15 protein-coding genes are annotated in these 18,420 nt (G+C 71.4%); 4 read left to right on the forward strand and 11 right to left on the reverse strand.

Annotation, left to right across the window (positions count from 1 at the left end; all coding sequences use genetic code 11):
• Positions 1 to 340: 340 nt before the first annotated feature.
• From NW895_RS21460 to NW895_RS21470, 3 genes are read left to right on the forward strand one after another with little or no spacing between them, the layout of a single operon-like run.
• Positions 341 to 5,347, forward strand: coding sequence for an ATP-dependent helicase (locus NW895_RS21460; RefSeq protein ID WP_289937372.1), 5,007 nt, complete (start codon positions 341 to 343; stop codon positions 5,345 to 5,347).
• Positions 5,348 to 5,400: 53 nt separating this feature from the next.
• Positions 5,401 to 6,255 carry a DNA-formamidopyrimidine glycosylase family protein gene (locus NW895_RS21465; protein ID WP_289937373.1) on the forward strand — a complete coding sequence of 285 codons (855 nt, stop codon included), beginning with the start codon at positions 5,401 to 5,403 and terminating at the stop codon, positions 6,253 to 6,255.
• A gap of 32 nt (positions 6,256 to 6,287) precedes the next feature.
• The gene (locus NW895_RS21470) at positions 6,288 to 7,052 is read left to right on the forward strand and encodes an SDR family NAD(P)-dependent oxidoreductase (protein ID WP_289937374.1); all 765 of its coding nucleotides are present in this window, start codon (positions 6,288 to 6,290) and stop codon (positions 7,050 to 7,052) included.
• 105 nt (positions 7,053 to 7,157) lie between these two features.
• Here NW895_RS21470 and NW895_RS21475 read toward each other — a convergent pair whose 3' ends face one another.
• From NW895_RS21475 to NW895_RS21485, 3 genes are read right to left on the reverse strand one after another with little or no spacing between them, the layout of a single operon-like run.
• On the reverse strand, positions 7,158 to 7,892 hold the full coding sequence (locus tag NW895_RS21475) for an alpha/beta hydrolase (protein ID WP_289937375.1): 735 nt from the start codon (positions 7,890 to 7,892) through the stop codon (positions 7,158 to 7,160).
• A 45-nt stretch (positions 7,893 to 7,937) separates the two neighbouring features.
• Positions 7,938 to 8,150 carry a hypothetical protein gene (locus tag NW895_RS21480; RefSeq protein WP_289937376.1) on the reverse strand — a complete coding sequence of 71 codons (213 nt, stop codon included), beginning with the start codon at positions 8,148 to 8,150 and terminating at the stop codon, positions 7,938 to 7,940.
• A gap of 59 nt (positions 8,151 to 8,209) precedes the next feature.
• Positions 8,210 to 8,641 carry a helix-turn-helix domain-containing protein gene (locus NW895_RS21485; protein ID WP_289937377.1) on the reverse strand — a complete coding sequence of 144 codons (432 nt, stop codon included), beginning with the start codon at positions 8,639 to 8,641 and terminating at the stop codon, positions 8,210 to 8,212.
• A 133-nt stretch (positions 8,642 to 8,774) separates the two neighbouring features.
• On the opposite strand from NW895_RS21485, the gene NW895_RS21490 reads away from it, so the two are divergent.
• Positions 8,775 to 9,554 (forward strand): MBL fold metallo-hydrolase, encoded by a 780-nt coding sequence (locus NW895_RS21490; RefSeq protein ID WP_289937378.1) that lies wholly within the window; start codon positions 8,775 to 8,777, stop codon positions 9,552 to 9,554.
• Between the two features lie 111 nt (positions 9,555 to 9,665).
• Here NW895_RS21490 and NW895_RS21495 read toward each other — a convergent pair whose 3' ends face one another.
• From NW895_RS21495 to NW895_RS21530, 8 genes are all read right to left on the reverse strand, one after another.
• Positions 9,666 to 9,950 carry a hypothetical protein gene (locus NW895_RS21495; protein ID WP_289937379.1) on the reverse strand — a complete coding sequence of 95 codons (285 nt, stop codon included), beginning with the start codon at positions 9,948 to 9,950 and terminating at the stop codon, positions 9,666 to 9,668.
• 227 nt (positions 9,951 to 10,177) lie between these two features.
• Positions 10,178 to 10,648 (reverse strand): DNA starvation/stationary phase protection protein, encoded by a 471-nt coding sequence (locus NW895_RS21500; protein ID WP_289937404.1) that lies wholly within the window; start codon positions 10,646 to 10,648, stop codon positions 10,178 to 10,180.
• 214 nt (positions 10,649 to 10,862) lie between these two features.
• Positions 10,863 to 11,243: a helix-turn-helix transcriptional regulator gene (locus tag NW895_RS21505; RefSeq protein WP_289937380.1), complete on the reverse strand. Its 381-nt coding sequence runs from the start codon at positions 11,241 to 11,243 to the stop codon at positions 10,863 to 10,865.
• 109 nt (positions 11,244 to 11,352) lie between these two features.
• Positions 11,353 to 11,898 carry a CinA family protein gene (locus NW895_RS21510; protein ID WP_289937381.1) on the reverse strand — a complete coding sequence of 182 codons (546 nt, stop codon included), beginning with the start codon at positions 11,896 to 11,898 and terminating at the stop codon, positions 11,353 to 11,355.
• Positions 11,895 to 12,764, reverse strand: coding sequence for a CDP-diacylglycerol--glycerol-3-phosphate 3-phosphatidyltransferase (gene pgsA / locus NW895_RS21515; RefSeq protein WP_289937382.1), 870 nt, complete (start codon positions 12,762 to 12,764; stop codon positions 11,895 to 11,897). Before pgsA ends, NW895_RS21510 begins: the two co-directional genes overlap by 4 nt.
• Positions 12,761 to 14,233 carry a 30S ribosomal protein S12 methylthiotransferase RimO gene (gene rimO, locus NW895_RS21520; protein ID WP_289937383.1) on the reverse strand — a complete coding sequence of 491 codons (1,473 nt, stop codon included), beginning with the start codon at positions 14,231 to 14,233 and terminating at the stop codon, positions 12,761 to 12,763. Before rimO ends, pgsA begins: the two co-directional genes overlap by 4 nt.
• Positions 14,234 to 14,397: 164 nt before the next feature.
• A complete protein-coding gene (locus NW895_RS21525) occupies positions 14,398 to 15,249 on the reverse strand; it encodes a helix-turn-helix domain-containing protein (RefSeq protein WP_289937384.1) in 852 nt (283 codons plus the stop codon).
• A 263-nt stretch (positions 15,250 to 15,512) separates the two neighbouring features.
• A complete protein-coding gene (locus tag NW895_RS21530; protein WP_289937385.1) occupies positions 15,513 to 18,272 on the reverse strand; it encodes a DNA translocase FtsK in 2,760 nt (919 codons plus the stop codon).
• Positions 18,273 to 18,420 lie beyond the last annotated feature (148 nt).

An 18,420-nucleotide genomic window follows, 5' to 3' on the forward strand; every position in this document is an offset into this window, starting at 1 on the left:
TTCTCGGCGACGACGGAACACGGGGCTCGGCGCACCCCCACGCACCCGCGGTCACCCACGGGAGAGGGGGCCGTGTCGGGGGGTGCCCGCCCGCAGCGGCCGGCGTCCACACCAGCCACCGCACCAGCAGAAAGCAACCGCGTTGCGCGCCTCCGAACCCGCACAGGCCGCCGCAGCCACTCCGCACCCCCACGCACCGGCACAGGCCGCCGCAGCCACTCCGCACCCCCACGCACCGGCACAGGCCTCCGCAGACATGGACCACACCCCCACACACCCGCACGCCTCCACATCCCCGCAGCTCAGCCCCATTGTCAGTGCCGGGGTGCACGATGGATGCATGGTCAGCAACACGCACCGAGCCCTCAACGGCTTCTCCCCCGCGACCCGCGGCTGGTTCACGGGCGCCTTCTCCGCGCCCACCGCCGCCCAGGCGGGCGCGTGGCAGGCCATCGCGGAGGGCTCGGACGTACTGGTGGTCGCCCCCACCGGCTCCGGCAAGACCCTGGCCGCCTTCCTCGCCGCCCTCGACCAGCTGGCCTCGACACCCCCACCCGCCGACCCCAAGAAGCGCTGCCGCGTTCTGTACGTCTCCCCCCTCAAGGCCCTGGCCGTAGACGTCGAGCGCAACCTCCGCAGCCCTCTGACCGGCATCCGCCATGAATCCGTCCGCCTGGGCCTCCCCGAGCCCGAGGTCAAGGTCGGCATCCGTTCCGGCGACACCCCGGCCGCCGAGCGCCGCGCCCTGTCCACCCGCCCGCCGGACATCCTGATCACCACCCCTGAGTCCCTGTTCCTGATGCTGACGTCGGCCACCCGCGACGCGCTGACCGGCATCGAAACGGTGATCCTCGACGAGGTGCACGCCGTGGCGGGCACCAAGCGCGGCGCCCACCTCGCCCTCTCCCTGGAGCGCCTGGACGAACTCCTGCCGAAGCCGGCCCGCCGCATCGGTCTCTCGGCGACGGTCCGCCCGGTCGACGAGGTCGCCCGCTTTCTCTCCCCCCGCCGCAAGGTGGAGATCGTCCAGCCGAAGTCGGACAAGGAGTTCGACCTCTCGGTCGTCGTCCCGGTGGAGGATCTCGGCGAGCTGGGCGGCTCCCCGGTCTCCGACGGCTCCGAGGGCGCGGAACGCCCCTCGATCTGGCCGCACGTCGAGGAGCGGATCGCCGACCTGGTCCAGTCCCACCGCTCCACGATCGTGTTCGCCAACTCCCGCCGCCTCGCGGAGCGCCTGTGCAACCGGCTCAACGAGATCGCGTACGAACGGGCCACCGGCGAAACCCTGGACGAGCACCACGCCCCAGCCGAACTGATGGGCGGCTCCGGCGCGGCTCAGGGCGCCCCGGCCGTCATCGCCCGCGCGCACCACGGCTCGGTCTCGAAAGAACAGCGCGCCCTTGTCGAGGAGGACCTCAAGGCAGGCCGCCTGCCCGCCGTCGTCGCCACCTCCAGCCTCGAACTCGGCATCGACATGGGCGCGGTGGACCTCGTGGTCCAGGTCGAGTCCCCGCCCTCCGTCGCGTCGGGCCTGCAACGCGTCGGCCGCGCGGGCCACCAGGTGGGCGCGGTCTCCATGGGCGTCGTCTTCCCGAAGTACCGCGGCGACCTCGTCCAGGCAGCGGTCGTCACCGAACGCATGCGCACCGGCGCCATCGAGTCCCTGAAGGTCCCCGCCAACCCCCTGGACGTCCTGGCCCAGCAACTCGTCGCCATGACGGCCATGGACACATGGCAGTTCGACGACCTGCTGGCCATGGTCCGCCGAGCGGCCCCCTTCGCATCCCTCCCCGAATCGGCCTTCACCACAGTCCTCGACATGCTCGCCGGCCGCTACCCGTCCGACGCCTTCGCGGAGCTGCGCCCCCGCGTGGTCTGGGACCGCGTCGCCGGGACGATCACCGGCCGCCCAGGAGCCCAGCGCCTCGCCGTCACCTCCGGGGGCACGATCCCCGACCGTGGTCTCTTCGGCGTCTTCCTCGCCGGCGCCGACCCCAAGAAGGGCGGCGGCCGGGTCGGCGAACTCGACGAGGAGATGGTGTACGAGTCGCGCGTGGGGGACGTCTTCACGCTCGGCACCAGCTCCTGGCGCATCGAGGACATCACGCGCGACCGGGTCCTGGTCTCCCCGGCCCCTGGTGTCCCGGGCCGCCTCCCCTTCTGGAAGGGCGACCAGCTCGGCCGTCCCCTGGAACTGGGCCGCGCGGTGGGCGCGTTCCTGCGTGAGGTCGGCTCCCTGCCCAAGGACGACGCCCGCCTGCGCCTGCTCGCGGCCGGCCTCGACGCCTGGGCCGCGGACAACGTCCTGTCCTACCTGGACGAGCAGCGCGAGGCCTGCGGCCACGTCCCCGACGACCGCACGATCGTCGTGGAGCGCTTCCGCGACGAGCTCGGCGACTGGCGCGTCGTGGTCCACTCCCCCTTCGGCGCCCAGGTCCACGCCCCCTGGGCCCTCGCCCTCGGCGCCCGCCTGTCCGAGCGGTACGGCATGGACGCCCAGGTCATGCACGCCGACGACGGCATCGTGCTGCGCCTGCCGGACGCCGACCTGATGGGCCTGGACCTGCTCGACCAGGAACCGGCGAAGGCCGGCACCGAGTACGACGCGGACCAGGCCCCCGTCGGCGCGGCGGATGTCGTCTTCGACAAGGGCGAGGTCGACCAGATCGTCACCGACCAGGTCGGCGGCTCCGCCCTGTTCGCGTCCCGCTTCCGCGAGTGCGCCGCCCGCGCGCTACTGCTGCCGCGCCGCAACCCCGGCAAGCGCACCCCGCTGTGGCAGCAGCGCCAGCGTGCGTCCCAGCTGCTCCAGGTGGCCGGCGAGTTCGGCTCGTTCCCGATCGTCCTGGAGGCGGTCCGGGAGTGCCTCCAGGACGTCTTCGACGTCCCCGGCCTCGTCGAGCTGATGGGCGACCTGGAATCCCGCAAGGTGCGCCTGGTCGAGGTCACCACCCCCGAGCCGTCCCCCTTCGCGCGCTCCCTCCTCTTCGGGTACGTCGCCCAGTTCCTGTACGAGGGAGACTCGCCGCTCGCCGAGCGCCGCGCCGCCGCCCTGTCGCTGGACTCCCGGCTGCTGGCCGAGCTGCTCGGCCAGGCGGAGCTGCGCGAGCTGCTCGACGCCGAGGTGCTGGCCGAGCTGGAGCAGGAACTCCAGTGGCTCACCGAGGACCGCCGCGTGAAGGACGCGGAAGGCGTCGCCGACCTGCTACGGCTGCTCGGCCCGCTCACGGACGCGGAACTGGCCGAGCGGGGCGCCGAGCCGCAGTGGGCCCAGGAGCTGGCCGGCGCCCGCCGCGCGATCCGGGTCCGTATCGCCGGTGCCGACCACTGGGCTGCGGTCGAGGACGCGGGCCGCCTGCGCGACGCGCTCGGCACGGCGCTGCCGGTCGGCGTCCCGGAGGCCTTCACGGAGCCGGTGAAGGACCCACTGGGCGACCTCCTCGCGCGCTATGCCCGCACCCACGGCCCGTTCACGTCGACCACGGCAGCGGCCCGGTTCGGTCTGGGAGTGGCGGTCACCGACGGCGCACTCCAGCGGCTCGCGGCAGCAGGCAGGGTCGTCCAGGGAGAGTTCCACCCCGCCGGAATCGGCCAGGAGTGGTGCGATGCGGCGGTCCTGCGCCGACTCCGCCGCCGCTCCCTCGCCGCCCTGCGGCACGAACTGGAGCCGGTGCCGCCGGCCGCGCTCGCCCAGTTCCTCCCGCAGTGGCAGCACATCGGCAAGGGCCACGCCCTGCGCGGCATAGACGGACTGGTGCGCGCCATCGAGCAGTTGCAGGGCGCGTCCGTGCCCGCCTCCGCCCTTGAGAAGCTGGTCCTGCCGTCCCGGGTGGCGAACTACACCCCCGCGATGCTCGACGAGCTCACGTCCGCCGGAGAAGTGGTGTGGGCCGGAGCAGGCTCCCTGCCCGGCAAGGACGGCTGGGTCTCCCTGTACCTGGCCGACGCGGCACCCCTGCTTCTGCCGCCCCCGCACCCCCTGGAGCCGACCGCCCTCCACCAGTCCGTCCTCGACACCCTCTCCGGCGGCTACGGCCTGTTCTTTCGTCAGATCGCCGACCAGGTCCGCGCCACCACCCACCCTGACGCCACCGATCCCCAACTGGCCGACGCCCTCTGGGACCTGGCATGGTCCGGACGGCTCACCAACGACACGCTCGCCCCCCTGCGCTCCCTGCTGGGCTCTGGACGCACCGCGGGCTCCACGGCCCACCGCGCCAAGCGCTCCATCCCGCGCGGGCGTTACGGCTCCCTGACGACCGCGGCCCGCACCGCCTCCCGCTCGGGCCCGCCGACCGTCGCAGGCCGCTGGTCCCTGCTCCCGGCCCACGAGCCCGACCCCACGGTGCGCGCCCACGCCCTGGCCCGCACCCTCCTCGACCGGCACGGCGTGGTGACCCGGGGCGCCGTCTCCGCCGAGGGTGTCGAGGGCGGCTTCTCGGCGACGTACCGCGTTCTGTCCGCCTTCGAGGAAAGCGGACAGGCCCGGCGTGGCTACGTGGTCGAGGGCCTCGGCGCCGCCCAGTTCGCCATGGACGGCGCAGTGGACCGCCTGCGCGCTGTGTCCAACGCCCGCGAACGCGGCGACGGCCTGCCCGGCCCCGACTACGGCACCGTCGTCGACACCCCCCAGCACCGCGGCTCGAACGGCTTCCCACCGGGCGACTCGCGAGCCCCGGCTTCGTTCGGGTCCACCGACACCTTCGGCGCATCAGACGACCTCGACTGGTCCGGCTCCGATCCGGACTCCGCACCGCCGGACCTCCCCACCTCCCCGGGCGACTACATCTCACCCCACGACTTCGACTCACCGGGCAGCGGCGGCCCACGAGGCGGCCCCGGCAGCTCGTACGGCTCATATGGCTCTTACGGCTCATACGGCCCAGATGAGCCCGGCACCTCCTACGGCGCGTACGACCCAGGCTTCCCCGGCCGCCGTTCCCGCCCCTCCCCCGCCACCCGGGCCGTGGTCCTGGCCGCGGCCGACCCCGCCAACGCCTACGGTGCCGCGCTCGCCTGGCCCGAGCCCCCGACCGGCGCAGGGCACAAGCCGGGCCGCAAGGCGGGCTCCCTGGTGGTGCTCGTCGACGGTGAGCTGGCGCTCTACATGGAGCGTGGCGGCAAGACACTGCTGGCGTGGCCCTCCGACCCCGATCGCGAGCCCGCCGACGACCCCCGGCTGCAGGCCGCAGCGGAGGCTCTCGCCACGGCCGCTCGCGCAGGTTCCCTCGGTACGGTCACGGTGGAGCGAGTGAACGGCGCCGCGGCTCTGACCTCGCCGATCGGCGCCCTCCTGGAGGGCGCGGGTTTCGTCGCGACCCCACGCGGGCTGCGGCTGCGAGCGTGAAACCGCACAGGAGCCCGAACACACTCGGTCCCACCCCGTGCCACCCTTGACCCATGCCCGAAGGAGACACTGTCTGGCAGACCGCGAGGCGGCTGCACGGCGCCCTCGCGGGCAAGGTGCTGACCCGCAGCGATCTCCGGGTGCCCAAGTACGCCACGGCGGACCTCACCGGCCGTACCGTCCTGGAGGTCACCCCGCGGGGCAAGCACCTCCTCACCCGTATCGAGGGCGGCCTGACCCTGCACTCGCATCTACGGATGGACGGCACCTGGAAGGTGTACGCGCACGGCCGGCGCTGGACCGGGGGCCCCGCCCACCAGATCCGCGCGATCCTCGGCAACAGCGAGCACACGGCCGTCGGCTACCGCCTCCCCGTCCTCGAACTCCTCCGCACCACGGACGAACACCGCGCCGTCGGCCACCTCGGCCCCGACCTGCTGGGCCCGGACTGGGACCCCGACCGGGCCCTCGCCAACCTCCTCTCGGACCCCGCCCGCCCCCTCGGTGAGGCCCTGCTCGACCAGCGCAACCTCGCCGGCATAGGCAATGTCTACAAGAGCGAGCTCTGCTTCCTGCTGGGTGTCACCCCCTGGCTCCCCGTCGGCGAGCTGCCCGCGGAACGCGCCGCGAAGCTGCCCGCGCTCGCCAAGAAGCTCCTGGAGACCAACCGCGACCGCCCGATCCGCACCACGACGGGCCGCCGGGGCCAGGACCTGTTCGTGTACGGCCGCGCACCCCGCCCCTGCCTGCGCTGCCGCACCTCCGTCCGCGCGGGCGACCAGGGCGACGGCTCCCGCGAACGCCCCACCTACTGGTGCCCGGCCTGCCAGCAGGGCCCCGCCCCGGCACCGGGCACTCCCCGAGCACCGGGCGGCGCCCTGCACCACCGGCCCCGCACCACCAATTGACGGAGCGTCAGAAACCTTCGTACGGTCCTTGTATGCCTCTCCCGGCGTACGACCTCACCGGCCGCACCGCGTTCGTCACCGGCGCCGCCGGCGGCATCGGCCGCGCCTCAGCGGTCCTGCTCGCGGAGGCGGGCGCCACCGTGCACTGCGCCGACGTCGACACACAGGGCCTGCACGAGACGGCGACCCTGATCAAGGCCCAGGGAGGCACGGCACACACCCACCGCCTCGACGTCACCGACCGGGAACAGCTCCGCCAGGCCATCGGCTCCTGCGAGCACCTGGACGTGATGGCCGCGATCGCCGGCATCATGCACAGCAGCCCCGTCCTGGAGACCCGGGACGAGGACCTGGACCGAGTGCTGAACGTCAACTTCAAGGGAGTCCTGTACGCCTGCCAGGAGGCGGCCCGGCTGATGATCGCCCGGGGCACCCGGGGCAGCATCGTCACCATGGCATCCGGCGCCGTCGACACCGGCGGCCCCGGCCTGCTCTGCTATGGCGTGGCCAAGGCGGCGGTGGTCCAGCTGACGAAGACGCTGGCGACCGAGGTCGGCCGGCACGGCATCCGCGTCAACGCGGTCGCCCCGGGCTGGATCCGCACCCCCATGACCGACCGCCACGCGGGCGAGGCTCAGGCGCGCACCGAGGCGCTCATGGCCCGGATGGCCCCGCTGGGCCGGGTCGGCGAACCGGAGGACGTCGCCCACACCGTCCTGCACCTGGCCTCGGACGCGGCATCCTTCACGACCGGCCAGATTCTGCGCCCGAACGGGGGCGTGGCGATGCCGTGGTAGCCCGGCGACGCGTCGACACACGCACGCCTCGGCGACCCGTCAGAGCAGGGCAGCGGCATCCTGGCCGACACGGCTACCGTCTGCTGGTGGCCTGACGGCCCGGCGTCACTTCAGGTGCCGGCTGAAGAACTGGGCCGCGGCGTCCCCCGCGAACTGCGGGACGCCGGTGTGCCCGCCCATGTTGGCGTGCAGTGTCTTCTCCTTGGAGCCGAACGCGTCGAACAGGTCCAGGGCCGCCTGCCGGTCGTTTCCTTCGTCGTCCCACTGCAGCAGGACGTGCAGCGGAATGGTGACCTGGCGGGCCTCCTCGAACATGGCGCGAGGGACGAAGCTCCCGGCGAACAGAACGGCGGCCGAGATGCGTGGCTCGACCACCGCCAGCCGGGTTCCGATGGAGATCACTCCCCCCGAGTACCCGACCGGGCCGCCGATCTCGGGCAAGGACAGGAGGGCGTCCAGGGCGACCTGCCATTCAGGGACCGCCTCTTCGACCAGGGGGAGGATGAGGGCGTCGATGATCTCGTCGGTGACCGGCTCGCCGGCCTGCATCGCCCGGCGCAGGTCGGCGAGGGCCTGCTCGGCGGCGGGACAACGGGGCCGGTCACCGCTTCCGGGGAGCTCGATGGTGGCGGTGGCGAAGCCGTCCGCCGCGGAGTGCCGGGCCCGGGCCAGCAGGCGGGGGTACGCCTTGCGCAGCCCGAGGGGAGGGGGGCTGAGCAGGATCAGCGGCGCCGGCGCGGACACGGATGCGGGCGTCCAAAGGATGCCGGGGATCTCGCCGAGGGTGAATTCACGCTCGAGGACAGCGTCGTCGAGACGATGTTCAGAAGTGAACTGCATGGTCGTGCCTTTCGGGAGTGCCATGGAACGGCGCTCCCGGACGACCTATCGCCCGACCGCGACCCCGGAGGGGAGCACCCTTGTCGATACGTTCACGGGTACCACCTCCTCGCTCTCTTGCACGGCCGCCGGAAACGTAGCAGCGGCCGCCGTGGTTCCGCCAACGAGTTTCTGCGGAGGCTGCTTGGTCGGTTGTTCTTCGAGTTCGTCCAGTTCCGCGCGCCGCGCGGTGATCCGTTCCAGCAGCTCAGGATCCATGGGCCGGATCGTGGAAGGGCGCCTGGCCACAGCGGGCAAGAACCGGCGAGCCGGCGAGTTCAGGCCGTGTCCGACGGGTCCGGCGACCAGCCAAGGGCGTCCCGTCGCGCCGTGCCCCACTCCCACATGCTGCGCACCACCGGTTCCAGCGCCCGGCCCTGGCTGGTCAGAAGGTAGCGGACGCGGGGAGGCCAGCCCGGGGTGCGGTGACGCTCGATGACGCCCGCACTGGTCAACTGGGCCAGCCGGTCCGAGAGGACCTTGTCCGAGAGAGCGGGCAGGGCGGCGGACAGTTCGGAGTAGGTGGCCTGACCGCGGCGTAGGAACTCGCGGACCACCAGCGGCGTCCACCGGCCGGCCAGCGCGGCGAGGGTGATGTCAACAGGGCATCGCGGTTCGCGCCCCGGCGGAACAAGGGCGCTCTCCGGACAGTCCGCCAGCGGACCGTCCTGATCAACCTCCGGTGCGTGTCCAACGGTTTGGTGAGTCACTGAGGGCCCTCCTAACGTCCGTCACGTACTGCCCGCCAGCTTGCCTCCAGGGGGCCATGTGCGTATCCACCACCTCAACTGCGGTTCTCTACGGAAGATTCCACCACTCGACGAACAACTTCGGGCCGGCGCCGTGAACCGCGAACGGGCCGTTGTCTGCCATTGCCTGCTCATCGAGACGGACTCGGACGGGCTGATCCTGGTGGACACCGGTCTCGGCACCGCCGACTTGCAGCACCCTGACCGGTCGCTGGGTGCGGACTGGGTCGCCTACGCCCAGCCCGCGCTGACCCCCGAGGAGAGCGCGCTCCGCCAAGTCGTCCGCCTCGGATACGCGCCCCAGGACGTGCGGCACATCGTGCTCACCCACCTGCACCGCGATCACACGGGAGGACTGCCGGACTTCCCTCACGCGCAGGTGCACGTCCACCCCGACGAGTACCGGGCCGTCACCGACCCCACGGCAGCGCACCACCGGCACAGCCTCGACCGCTTCATGCCGGCACACCGGGCGCACAACCCGCTGCTCACACCCGCCCCCATGGCGGACCGCACGGAGTGGTTCGGCTTCCCCGGCGCGACGCGGCCGCAGGGGCTGGCTTGCGACCTGCTGCTGGTGCCGCTGCCCGGCCACTCGGCGGGACACTCGGGTGTCGCCGTGCGCGACGGCCACGGACGGTGGCTGCTGCATGCGGGCGACGCGTACATGTATCACGGCGAGCTCGATCACACGCCGCCCCTCTCTCATCCTGTTCTCGAGCCGGTCCAACAGGGAGCACAGACCGACGTCGCAGCTCACCACGCGACCCGCGACCGGCTGCGTTCCCTCCGACGCGACCACGCGGATGAGATCACCGTCTTCAGCGCACACGACCCATGGGAGCTGGCCCGCTTCACCGCCTCCCAAGCCTAGGAATGTCGGGTCGGCCGGATTCGGCTGAGCTACGTAAGGGCGTCGTCGCAGGTCATCCGGGTGTTCTCGATCGGCGTTCAAGAGCGAAACCCCGCCGACGCGGCAATACCCTCACCCCCGCCGACGCGGTGATGCCGCCCCACCCCGGGAACGCGCCGTTGCCGTGGCGTCCACCACGGTCTCCCACACCCGCCGGAACCGCCCCGCACCGACGTCCCCCGCCGCCCCTGTCTTCGGCACACAGTGCACCGGCAACACACTCAGCCCCCACCCCCCTGCCACAACCGCCCCCTCCACGGCACCCGCGCCGGGCACCAGCGCAAGCCGCAGCACGGCCCACCACCACAGCGCTCCAAGCGCCAGAACGGCCCCCCAGCGCACTATTCGCCCTGACATGGCCCGCCACCTCCAGCCCGACGCTAATCGGCCGCTCGCACCCCCAGAAAGGGCGCACCGAGGGCACACAGGCGCACCGCGCACCGCTCAGCGCCGACTGTCACCAGCCGCACCACCACCGGCCACGTCACCCACCCGGGCACCCGGATCGGCACAATCGGCACGGGGACCTCACCGACACCAAAAGGGCACCCGTCCTTCCGCGCGGGGCCCCTCCCACCCGCTGATCACCCGTTCTCGGCCTGGAACATCCAGTGCTGTTTCTCCAGATCCCCCGTGATCCCGATGAGGACGTCCTGTGTCACCGGATCCGCCTCCCCGGTCGCCGCGATCCGCTGCCGCATCCGTACGATCACCGCCCCCAGCGCCTCCACGAGCGTCCCGACCGCGACCGAGTCGTCGACCCATCCCTCGGGCGTCACCCCGATCCCGCTGCCGACGGCCACCGTCGCGGCGCGTCCGTCGGGCGGGGAACCCAGCGACGCGGCCCGCTCCGCCACGGTGTCGGCGTGCGTGCGCGCGAGGCCCACGACCTCGTCGAGCTGAAGATGCACGGAACGGAAGCGCGGCCCCACCACGTTCCAATGGATCTGTTTCGCCACAAGGGCGAGGTCCACCAGGTCGACGAGGGCACCCTGCAGCGCCTCGGACACGGTCTTCAGGTTGATGTCGGACAGCGGGCTCTTCACGACATACATCCGCACCTCCGTCGGCTCGCCCCCGCGGTCATGTCCCTCCACCATGACCGCAGCACCCGAACCCGGCAAATGCACTTGAAACAGGGGCAGCCCACCCAACCCGGACATGCGAAAACCCCGACCCTGCCCCTCCGGTCGCCCGGAGAAGCCCCGGCCGGGGCCTCACACACCTTCTCGGCGCCTCGTCGGCGTCAGACGCACACGCGATCACCGCTCACGCGGCGACGACGTCCACCGCTTCCGAGGGCGCCTTGATGGTCACCCGTTCCGGTGGCACACCGGTGACCGATACCGAACCCAGCATCGGGCGAACCGGCGTGGGCACAGGCTCGCTGGGGGTGGCCGCAGCAGACTGGGCCAGCTCGGCGAGGGCGAGCTCGTCGCTCACTTCCCGCATGAGCTCGGACATCCGTACGTCCAGCGCGTCGCAGATGGCGGCGAGCAGTTCGGAGGAAGCCTCCTTCTGCCCCCGCTCCACCTCGGAGAGATAGCCGAGTGAAACTCGGGCGGACGAGGAGACTTCGCGCAGAGTACGGCCCTGGCGCTGGCGCTGCCGACGCAGCACGTCACCCAGCAGGCGACGGAGCAGAATCATCGGTGGCTCCCTCCTCGGACCGCGTAGCCGCATCCTTCACGCCCCACCGTACCGCCTCGCGCCGCGGCCGTGCGGGGAGCGATGTCGTGTTCACTCAGGGCTGCAAACATCAAAACCCCCCGTTCCGTTCCGTATCCTGTGCCCGCTCATTCCCGGTCTGTTCGCCCGCAAGCTCCTGCAGGAGCAGTGCGAGTACGCTCCGTACACTCTCTCTACGAATTTCCGCGCGGTCGCCGTTCAACCGCAGCGCCTCCACTTTTCCGCCAGCGGCGGAACCGGAACCCGCTTCGAAGGGGCCGTCCACAGCCACGAAAACCGTCCCGACGGGCTTGCCGTCCTGCGGTTCCGGGCCTGCGACACCCGTCGTCGCGATGCCCCAGTCCGCGCCGAGCACCTTCCGCACCCCGGCCGCCATCTGAGCCGCGACCTGCGGATCCACCGCCCCGCACGCCGCCAGCACAGTGGCGTCGACACCGAGCAGCTGCTGCTTCACCTCGGTGGCGTAAGCGGTGACCGAACCCCGGAAGACCTTGGAGGCCCCGGGGACCGATGTGATCTGCGCCGCAACCAGGCCACCCGTCAGCGACTCGGCGACCGCGAGGGTCTCTCCCCTCACCGTCAGTAGTCGCACCACGTCGGCGGCCGTGGAATTCACGCTTCCGTCTCCTCCAACGCCGCCCTTCGCTCGGCGATTCCCCGCCTGCGCAGCACAATGGCCTGTCTCACATAGTCCAACCCGGTCACGACGGTCAGCACGACCGCCACCGCCATCACCCAGAACCTCAGGGTTGCCAGGGGCCCCGTCAGCACCAGCACATACATCCCCACGGCCACGCCCTGCGTGAGGGTCTTGAGCTTGCCGCCCCGGCTCGCGGGGATGACGCCGTACCGAATGACCAGGAAACGCAGCAGGGTGATCCCGAGTTCCCGGCCGAGGATGACGGCCGTCACCCACCACGGCAGATCGCCCAGTGCCGACAGGCAGATCAGCGCCGCCCCCATGATCGCCTTGTCGGCGATGGGATCGGCGATCTTCCCGAAGTCGGTGACGAGGTTGTACGTGCGTGCCAGATGACCGTCGAAGAGGTCGGTGATCATGGCGACGGCGAAGGCCGCCCACGCCAGCGAGCGCCACGCCGGGTCGTACCCGCCATCGGCCAGCATCAGCGCGACGAACGCCGGCACGAGGATCAACCGGAGCATGGTCAGGAGGTTGGCGACGTTCCACACGCTGGCCTGGTTGACGGCCGCGGCCGCCAGCTTCCCGCCCCGCGCCGGCTTCACGCCCTCCGCCGCACCCGATCCGGCATCCTGAGCACCATCGGACACGGCATCCGACACACCGTCGGCCCCGGAAGCCCGGCCGTCGGCCGCACCCGAAGCCTCCGAGACACCCGGAGCGGCAGCCCCATCCGGGGCCGCAGGCCCCGCGGCTCCCGGCACGGCGGCCGATGCCGCACCCGAGGCAGCCCTCCGCGCACCGGAGGGGCCTCCCGCCGCGGACGCCGGAACTCCGGTCATCTGCCCGCCTCCTCACTACACGCGAACGAGCCCTGCAGCGGCTCGGCAACCAGGTCGACACCTTCCGTACCGACCACCTTCGCCTCGACCATACGGCCCACGTGCAAACCCGTGCCGCTCGTGAGCAGCACCTGGCCATCCGTCTCCGGCGCCTGGTGCGCCGCGCGGCCGTGGACGCCCTCCTCGTCGTCCACGGACTCCACGAGCACGTGCACGGTCTCGCCCACGCGCTCCTCGGCCCGCTGCGAGACGAGTTCCTCGGCCAGCCGCGAGACACGTGCCAGCCGCTCGGCGACGACCTCCTCGTCGAGCTTGTTGTCGTACGTCGCGGCTTCCGTGCCCTCCTCGTCGGAGTAGCCGAAGACGCCGATGGCGTCCAGCCGCGCGTGGTTCAGGAACCGCTCCAGCTCGGCGAGGTCGGCCTCGCTCTCGCCGGGGAAACCGACGATGAAGTTGGAGCGCACGCCGGCCTCGGGGGCCTTGCCGCGGATGGTGTCGAGCAGTTCCAGGAAGCGGTCGGTGTCGCCGAAGCGGCGCATCGCGCGCAGCACGTCGGGCGCGGAGTGCTGGAAGGACAGGTCGAAGTAGGGCGCGACCTTCGGGGTCGAGGTCAGCACGTCGATGAGGCCGGGCCGCATCTCGGCCGGCTGGAGGTAGCTGACGCGCACCCGCTCGATGCCGTCGACCTCGGCCAGCTCGGGCAGCAGCGACTCCAGCAGGCGGATGTCGCCGAGGTCCTTGCCGTAGGAGGTGTTGTTCTCGGAGACCAGCATGATCTCCTTGACGCCCTGCTCGGCCAGCCACCGCGTCTCGTTCAGGACGTCGCTCGGGCGGCGGGAGATGAAGGAGCCGCGGAAGGAGGGGATGGCGCAGAAGGAGCAGCGCCGGTCGCAGCCGGAGGCGAGCTTCACCGAGGCGACCGGGGAGCCGTCCAGACGGCGGCGCAGGGGCGCACGGGGGCCCGAGGCCGGAGCCACGCCGTCCGGCAGGTCGGCCGGGGCGCCGTGGCCGGGGAGGGCGACGTCGGAGACCGACTGGCGGTCGGCAGGGCTGATGGGGAGCAGCTTGCGCCGGTCGCGCGGGGTGTGCGGGGCGTGGATGCCGCCGTTCAGGATGGTCTGCAGCCGGTCCGAGATGTTCGTGTAGTCGTCGAAGCCGAGCACGCCGTCGGCCTCGGGGAGGGCCTCGGCGAGTTCCTTGCCGTACCGCTCGGCCATGCAGCCCACCGCCACCACGGCCTGCGTTCTGCCGTGTCCCTTGAGGTCGTTGGCCTCCAGGAGGGCGTCGACGGAGTCCTTCTTGGCGGCCTCGACGAAGCCACAGGTGTTCACGACCGCGACGTCGGCGTCCGAGGCGTCCTCCACGAGCTGCCAGCCGTCCGCCTCCAAACGGCCTGCGAGCTCCTCCGAGTCCACCTCGTTACGGGCGCAGCCAAGGGTGACGAGTGCGACGGTACGGCGTTCAGGCATGGGCTCAAGAGTACTTCGTCCCGCTGACAGCCCACGTCGACGGGGTTGGCCGATCTTGGCCAACCCCGTTCGGACTCCCCTTCGAAACCGCTCGGCCCGCCTAGGGCCTGTTGCGAGAGTGCGTGCCGGGCGTCGCGCGGCAGGCGGCACTTTCGCAACAGGCCCTAGCCGGCCTCGGGGTCGCCCTTCGTGTACGTCAGGCGCTCCACCGCGCCCGGCCGGAAGTCGTCCTCGATCTTCTTGCCGTTCACATAGAGGTCGATCGCGCCGGCGTCGCCGAGTACGAGGTTGATCTCGGAGCTGTCCTGGAAGGTCTTGGACTGCCCCTGCTTGAGCAGCCCGTCGAAGAGCAGCCGGCCGTTGTGGTCCTTGGCGGAGATCCAGCTGCGGCCGTCGGCGGCGCTCACCTTGACCGTCACCTTGTCCTGGGGGGCGGCCGCGATGGCGCTGTCCGTCGGGTCCGGCTTGGGGTCGGTGGGCTTCTTGCTCTTGGGCGTGGGTGAGGACGACTTGCTGGGCGTGGGCGCCGCCCCGTCGGCGATCTGTTCGGTGCCGCTGCCACTGTCGCCCTCGAAGGCGGTGAACGCCACGAAACCGACCACGGCGACGATCGCGGCGACCATGGCCGCGGTCCAGTTGGGCCCACGCCGTTCGGGACGAATGCGTTCCGCCTCGAACAGCGGTGCGGCCGGGGTCGGCGCCGGGCGCCCTCCCCGGTCGGCGTCGTACTGGGCGAGCAGCGGGGCGGGATCGAGATGGACGGCCTTGGCCAGGGTCCGGATGTGCCCGCGGGCGTAGACGTCACCACCACAGGCGGCGAAGTCGTCCGCCTCGATGGCGTGCACGATGTTCATGCGGACCCGGGTGGCGGTACTGATGTCGTCGACGGTCAGCCCGGCGGTGATGCGCGCTTGCCGCAGGGCACGACCGATGGAGGGGCGGACTTCCTCGCGGTCTTCTTCGACGCGATCGTCTTCGAACGGACGCTCGTCTTCAGGGGAGTTGCCGATGGACACGGGGGCGCCTTTCGAGCGTGTAGCCGCCTGTGCTGGACGTTCAGTCTAGGGGGGGTGCAAAAGGGTGGGGCAACCGGGCGGTAGGACTTTGTACGCCATCGGAATGGCCCGACAACCCGATGGCGGGGAGGTGATTTCCCCTTCCCTCAACTTGACGTACGCCGAAGGGAAACGGTTGCTCAGTGATCCTTACGGGTGGGTCACGATCGACCACCCGGATGTCGTACCGCGTCCCCGCGAAACGACCACTGCCTCCCGTTTCCCTACCCTTCAGACTCCCCACGGATCATCGCCAGCACGCCATCCAGCTCGTCAGGCTTCACAAGAACGTCACGAGCCTTGGACCCCTCGCTAGGGCCGACGATGTTCCGCGACTCCATGAGGTCCATCAGCCGCCCGGCCTTGGCGAAGCCGACGCGCAGCTTGCGCTGGAGCATGGACGTCGACCCGAACTGCGTGGAGACCACCAGCTCGGCCGCCTGGCACAGCAGGTCGAGGTCGTCGCCGATGTCCTCGTCGATCTCCTTCTTCTGCTTGGTGCCCACCACGACGTCGTCCCGGAAGACCGGCGCCATCTGGTCCTTGCAGTGCCGTACGACGGCCGAGATCTCCTCCTCGGTCACGAACGCGCCCTGCATACGGGTGGGCTTGTTCGCACCCATCGGCAGGAACAGCCCGTCGCCCTTGCCGATCAGCTTCTCGGCCCCCGGCTGGTCGAGGATGACCCGCGAGTCGGCGAGCGAGGAGGTGGCGAAGGCGAGCCGCGACGGCACGTTCGCCTTGATCAGACCGGTGACGACGTCGACGGACGGCCGCTGCGTGGCGAGCACCAGGTGGATCCCGGCCGCCCGCGCAAGCTGCGTGATGCGCACGATGGCGTCCTCGACGTCGCGCGGCGCGACCATCATCAGGTCGGCGAGCTCGTCGACGATGACCAGCAGGTACGGGTACGGCTGGAGTTCCCGCTCGCTGCCCTCGGGTGCCTTGACCTTGCCCTCACGCACGGCCCGGTTGAAGTCGTCGATGTGCCGGTAGCCGTACGCCGCGAGGTCGTCGTACCGGAGGTCCATCTCCCGCACGACCCACTGCAGCGCTTCGGCGGCCCGCTTGGGGTTGGTGATGATCGGCGTGATCAGGTGCGGGATGCCCTCGTAGGCGGTCAGCTCCACCCGCTTGGGGTCGACCAGGATCATCCGGACGTCCTCGGGGGTCGCCCGCATCATGACCGAGGTGATCAGGCAGTTGATGCAGGACGACTTGCCGGAGCCGGTGGCGCCGGCGACCAGCATGTGCGGCATCTTCGCCAGCGAGTGCATGACGTAGCCGCCCTCGACGTCCTTGCCGAAGGCGACCAGCATCGGGTCGTCGTCCTCCGCGGACTCCGCCAGACGCAGTACGTCGCCGAGGTTGACCATCTCCCGGTCGGTGTTCGGGATCTCGATGCCGACCGCGGACTTGCCGGGGATCGGGCTGATGATCCGCACGTCCGGGCTGGCGACGGCGTACGCGATGTTCTTCGTCAGCGCGGTGATCCGCTCGACCTTCACGGCCGGGCCGAGCTCGACCTCGTAGCGCGTGACCGTCGGCCCGCGCGTGAAGCCGGTGACGCGCGCGTCGACCTTGAACTCGGTGAAGACGGTGGTGAGCGACTCGACGATGGCGTCGTTGGCGGCGCTGCGCGCCTTGCCGGGGCCCCCGCGCGTGAGGAGGTCCAGTGACGGCAGGGAGTACGTGATGTCGCCGGACAGCTGGAGCTGCTCGGCCCGCGCGGGCATGTCGCGTGGGGTGGGGGGCGGGGTCTTGGTGAGGTCGGGGACCTCCGCCTTGGACTTCTCCTGCGGGGGCTTCTCCTTCGGGAGCTTCTCCTGCTTGGGGCGCGCGGCCGGAACGGGCGTCGGGGTCGGCGTTGTCGGCTCGCGGTCCCCGGTCCGCACGCCCTGGGTGAGGTCGGCGACCAGCGGCGACGGCGGCATCCCGTGCAGGACGGCACCGTCGAGCGCGGCAGCGGCGGCCGCGGCGACGTCCACGGCGTCCATGGGCCGGTCGGAGTCGGGCTGCGGCACGGCCGACCGCCGGGGACGGCCGCGGCGCCGGGAGAGGGCCTCCTGCTCCGCGCTGTCGGGGTCGTACGCGTCGGGTGCCTCGGGGGTGTTTCGGCGCCGACGGGAGCGCGCGGGAAGCGCCTCACGCCACTGCTCGTCGTATCGCGCCTCGTCCTCGGTGAGGATCTCCGCCTCGTGCTCGTGGACGATGCCGAGCCGCACCCCCAGCTGCCGCAGCCGCTGCGGAATGGCGTTGACCGGGGTGGCCGTGACGACCAGCAGCCCGAACACCGTGAGCAGCACCAGCAGCGGCACGGCCAGCACATCGGTCATGGTGTACGTCAGCGGGGTCGCCGCGGCCCAGCCGATGAGGCCGCCGGCGTCCCGTATGGCCTGCATGCCGTCGCTGCGGGCGGGTGCGCCGCAGGCGATGTGGACCTGGCCGAGCACACCGATGACGAGCGCGGACAGGCCGATGACGATTCGGCCGTTGGCCTCGGGTTTCTCCGGGTGCCGCATGAAGCGCAGGGCGATGGCGGCGAGCAGGATCGGCACGAGCAGGTCGAGCCGGCCGAAGGCCCCGGTCACCAGGATCTCGACCAGATCGCCGACCGGGCCCTTCAGGTCGGCCCAGGTGCCGGCGGCGACGATCAGGGCGATGGCGAGCAGCAACAGCGCGATGCCGTCCTTCCGGTGCGCCGGGTCGAGGTTCTTCGCGCCCTGCCCTATGCCGCGGAACACCGCACCGACGGCATGCGCCAGGCCGAGCCACAGGGCGCGTACGAGCCGGTAGATGCCTCCGGTGGGGCTGGGCGCCGGTTTGGGCGCGACCTTCTTCGCCGCGGCCTTCCTGGCGGGCGCCTTCTTGGCAGCGGCCTTCTTCGCGGGCGCCTTTTTCGCAGCGGCCTTCTTCGCCGGTGCCTTCGCGGCGGCAGCCTTCTTCGCGGGCTGCTTCTTGGCTGCGGAGGGACGTGAGGCCATAGGTGTGAGATTACCGGTGGAGACGGCAGGGGACACGTGTGCCCAGGGCTTCACCCGTTCGTGTCGCCTGTGGGGAGGCGCTGAGCTGACGCGAGCTCATGTGACGCCCCCGCAGTGGGACACCGGGCATCCCGTCAAGGTGCCCCGC

This window comes from Streptomyces sp. S.PNR 29 (genome assembly GCF_030386795.1).
Classification (GTDB): domain Bacteria; phylum Actinomycetota; class Actinomycetes; order Streptomycetales; family Streptomycetaceae; genus Streptomyces.

What these genes read in the sequence shown, in the direction of transcription:
- NW895_RS21470 (WP_289937374.1), top strand. Translation starts at nt 6,288, where the DNA reads ATGCCTCTCCCGGCGTACGACCTCACCGGCCGCACCGCGTTCGTCACC.
- NW895_RS21475 (WP_289937375.1), bottom strand. Translation starts at nt 7,892, where the DNA reads ATGCAGTTCACTTCTGAACATCGTCTCGACGACGCTGTCCTCGAGCGT.
- NW895_RS21480 (WP_289937376.1), bottom strand. Translation starts at nt 8,150, where the DNA reads ATGGATCCTGAGCTGCTGGAACGGATCACCGCGCGGCGCGCGGAACTG.
- NW895_RS21495 (WP_289937379.1), bottom strand. Translation starts at nt 9,950, where the DNA reads ATGTCAGGGCGAATAGTGCGCTGGGGGGCCGTTCTGGCGCTTGGAGCG.
- NW895_RS21505 (WP_289937380.1), bottom strand. Translation starts at nt 11,243, where the DNA reads ATGATTCTGCTCCGTCGCCTGCTGGGTGACGTGCTGCGTCGGCAGCGC.
- NW895_RS21460 (WP_289937372.1), top strand. Translation starts at nt 341, where the DNA reads ATGGTCAGCAACACGCACCGAGCCCTCAACGGCTTCTCCCCCGCGACC.
- rimO (WP_289937383.1), bottom strand. Translation starts at nt 14,233, where the DNA reads ATGCCTGAACGCCGTACCGTCGCACTCGTCACCCTTGGCTGCGCCCGT.
- NW895_RS21465 (WP_289937373.1), top strand. Translation starts at nt 5,401, where the DNA reads ATGCCCGAAGGAGACACTGTCTGGCAGACCGCGAGGCGGCTGCACGGC.
- NW895_RS21530 (WP_289937385.1), bottom strand. Translation starts at nt 18,272, where the DNA reads ATGGCCTCACGTCCCTCCGCAGCCAAGAAGCAGCCCGCGAAGAAGGCT.
- NW895_RS21500 (WP_289937404.1), bottom strand. Translation starts at nt 10,648, where the DNA reads ATGTATGTCGTGAAGAGCCCGCTGTCCGACATCAACCTGAAGACCGTG.
- pgsA (WP_289937382.1), bottom strand. Translation starts at nt 12,764, where the DNA reads ATGACCGGAGTTCCGGCGTCCGCGGCGGGAGGCCCCTCCGGTGCGCGG.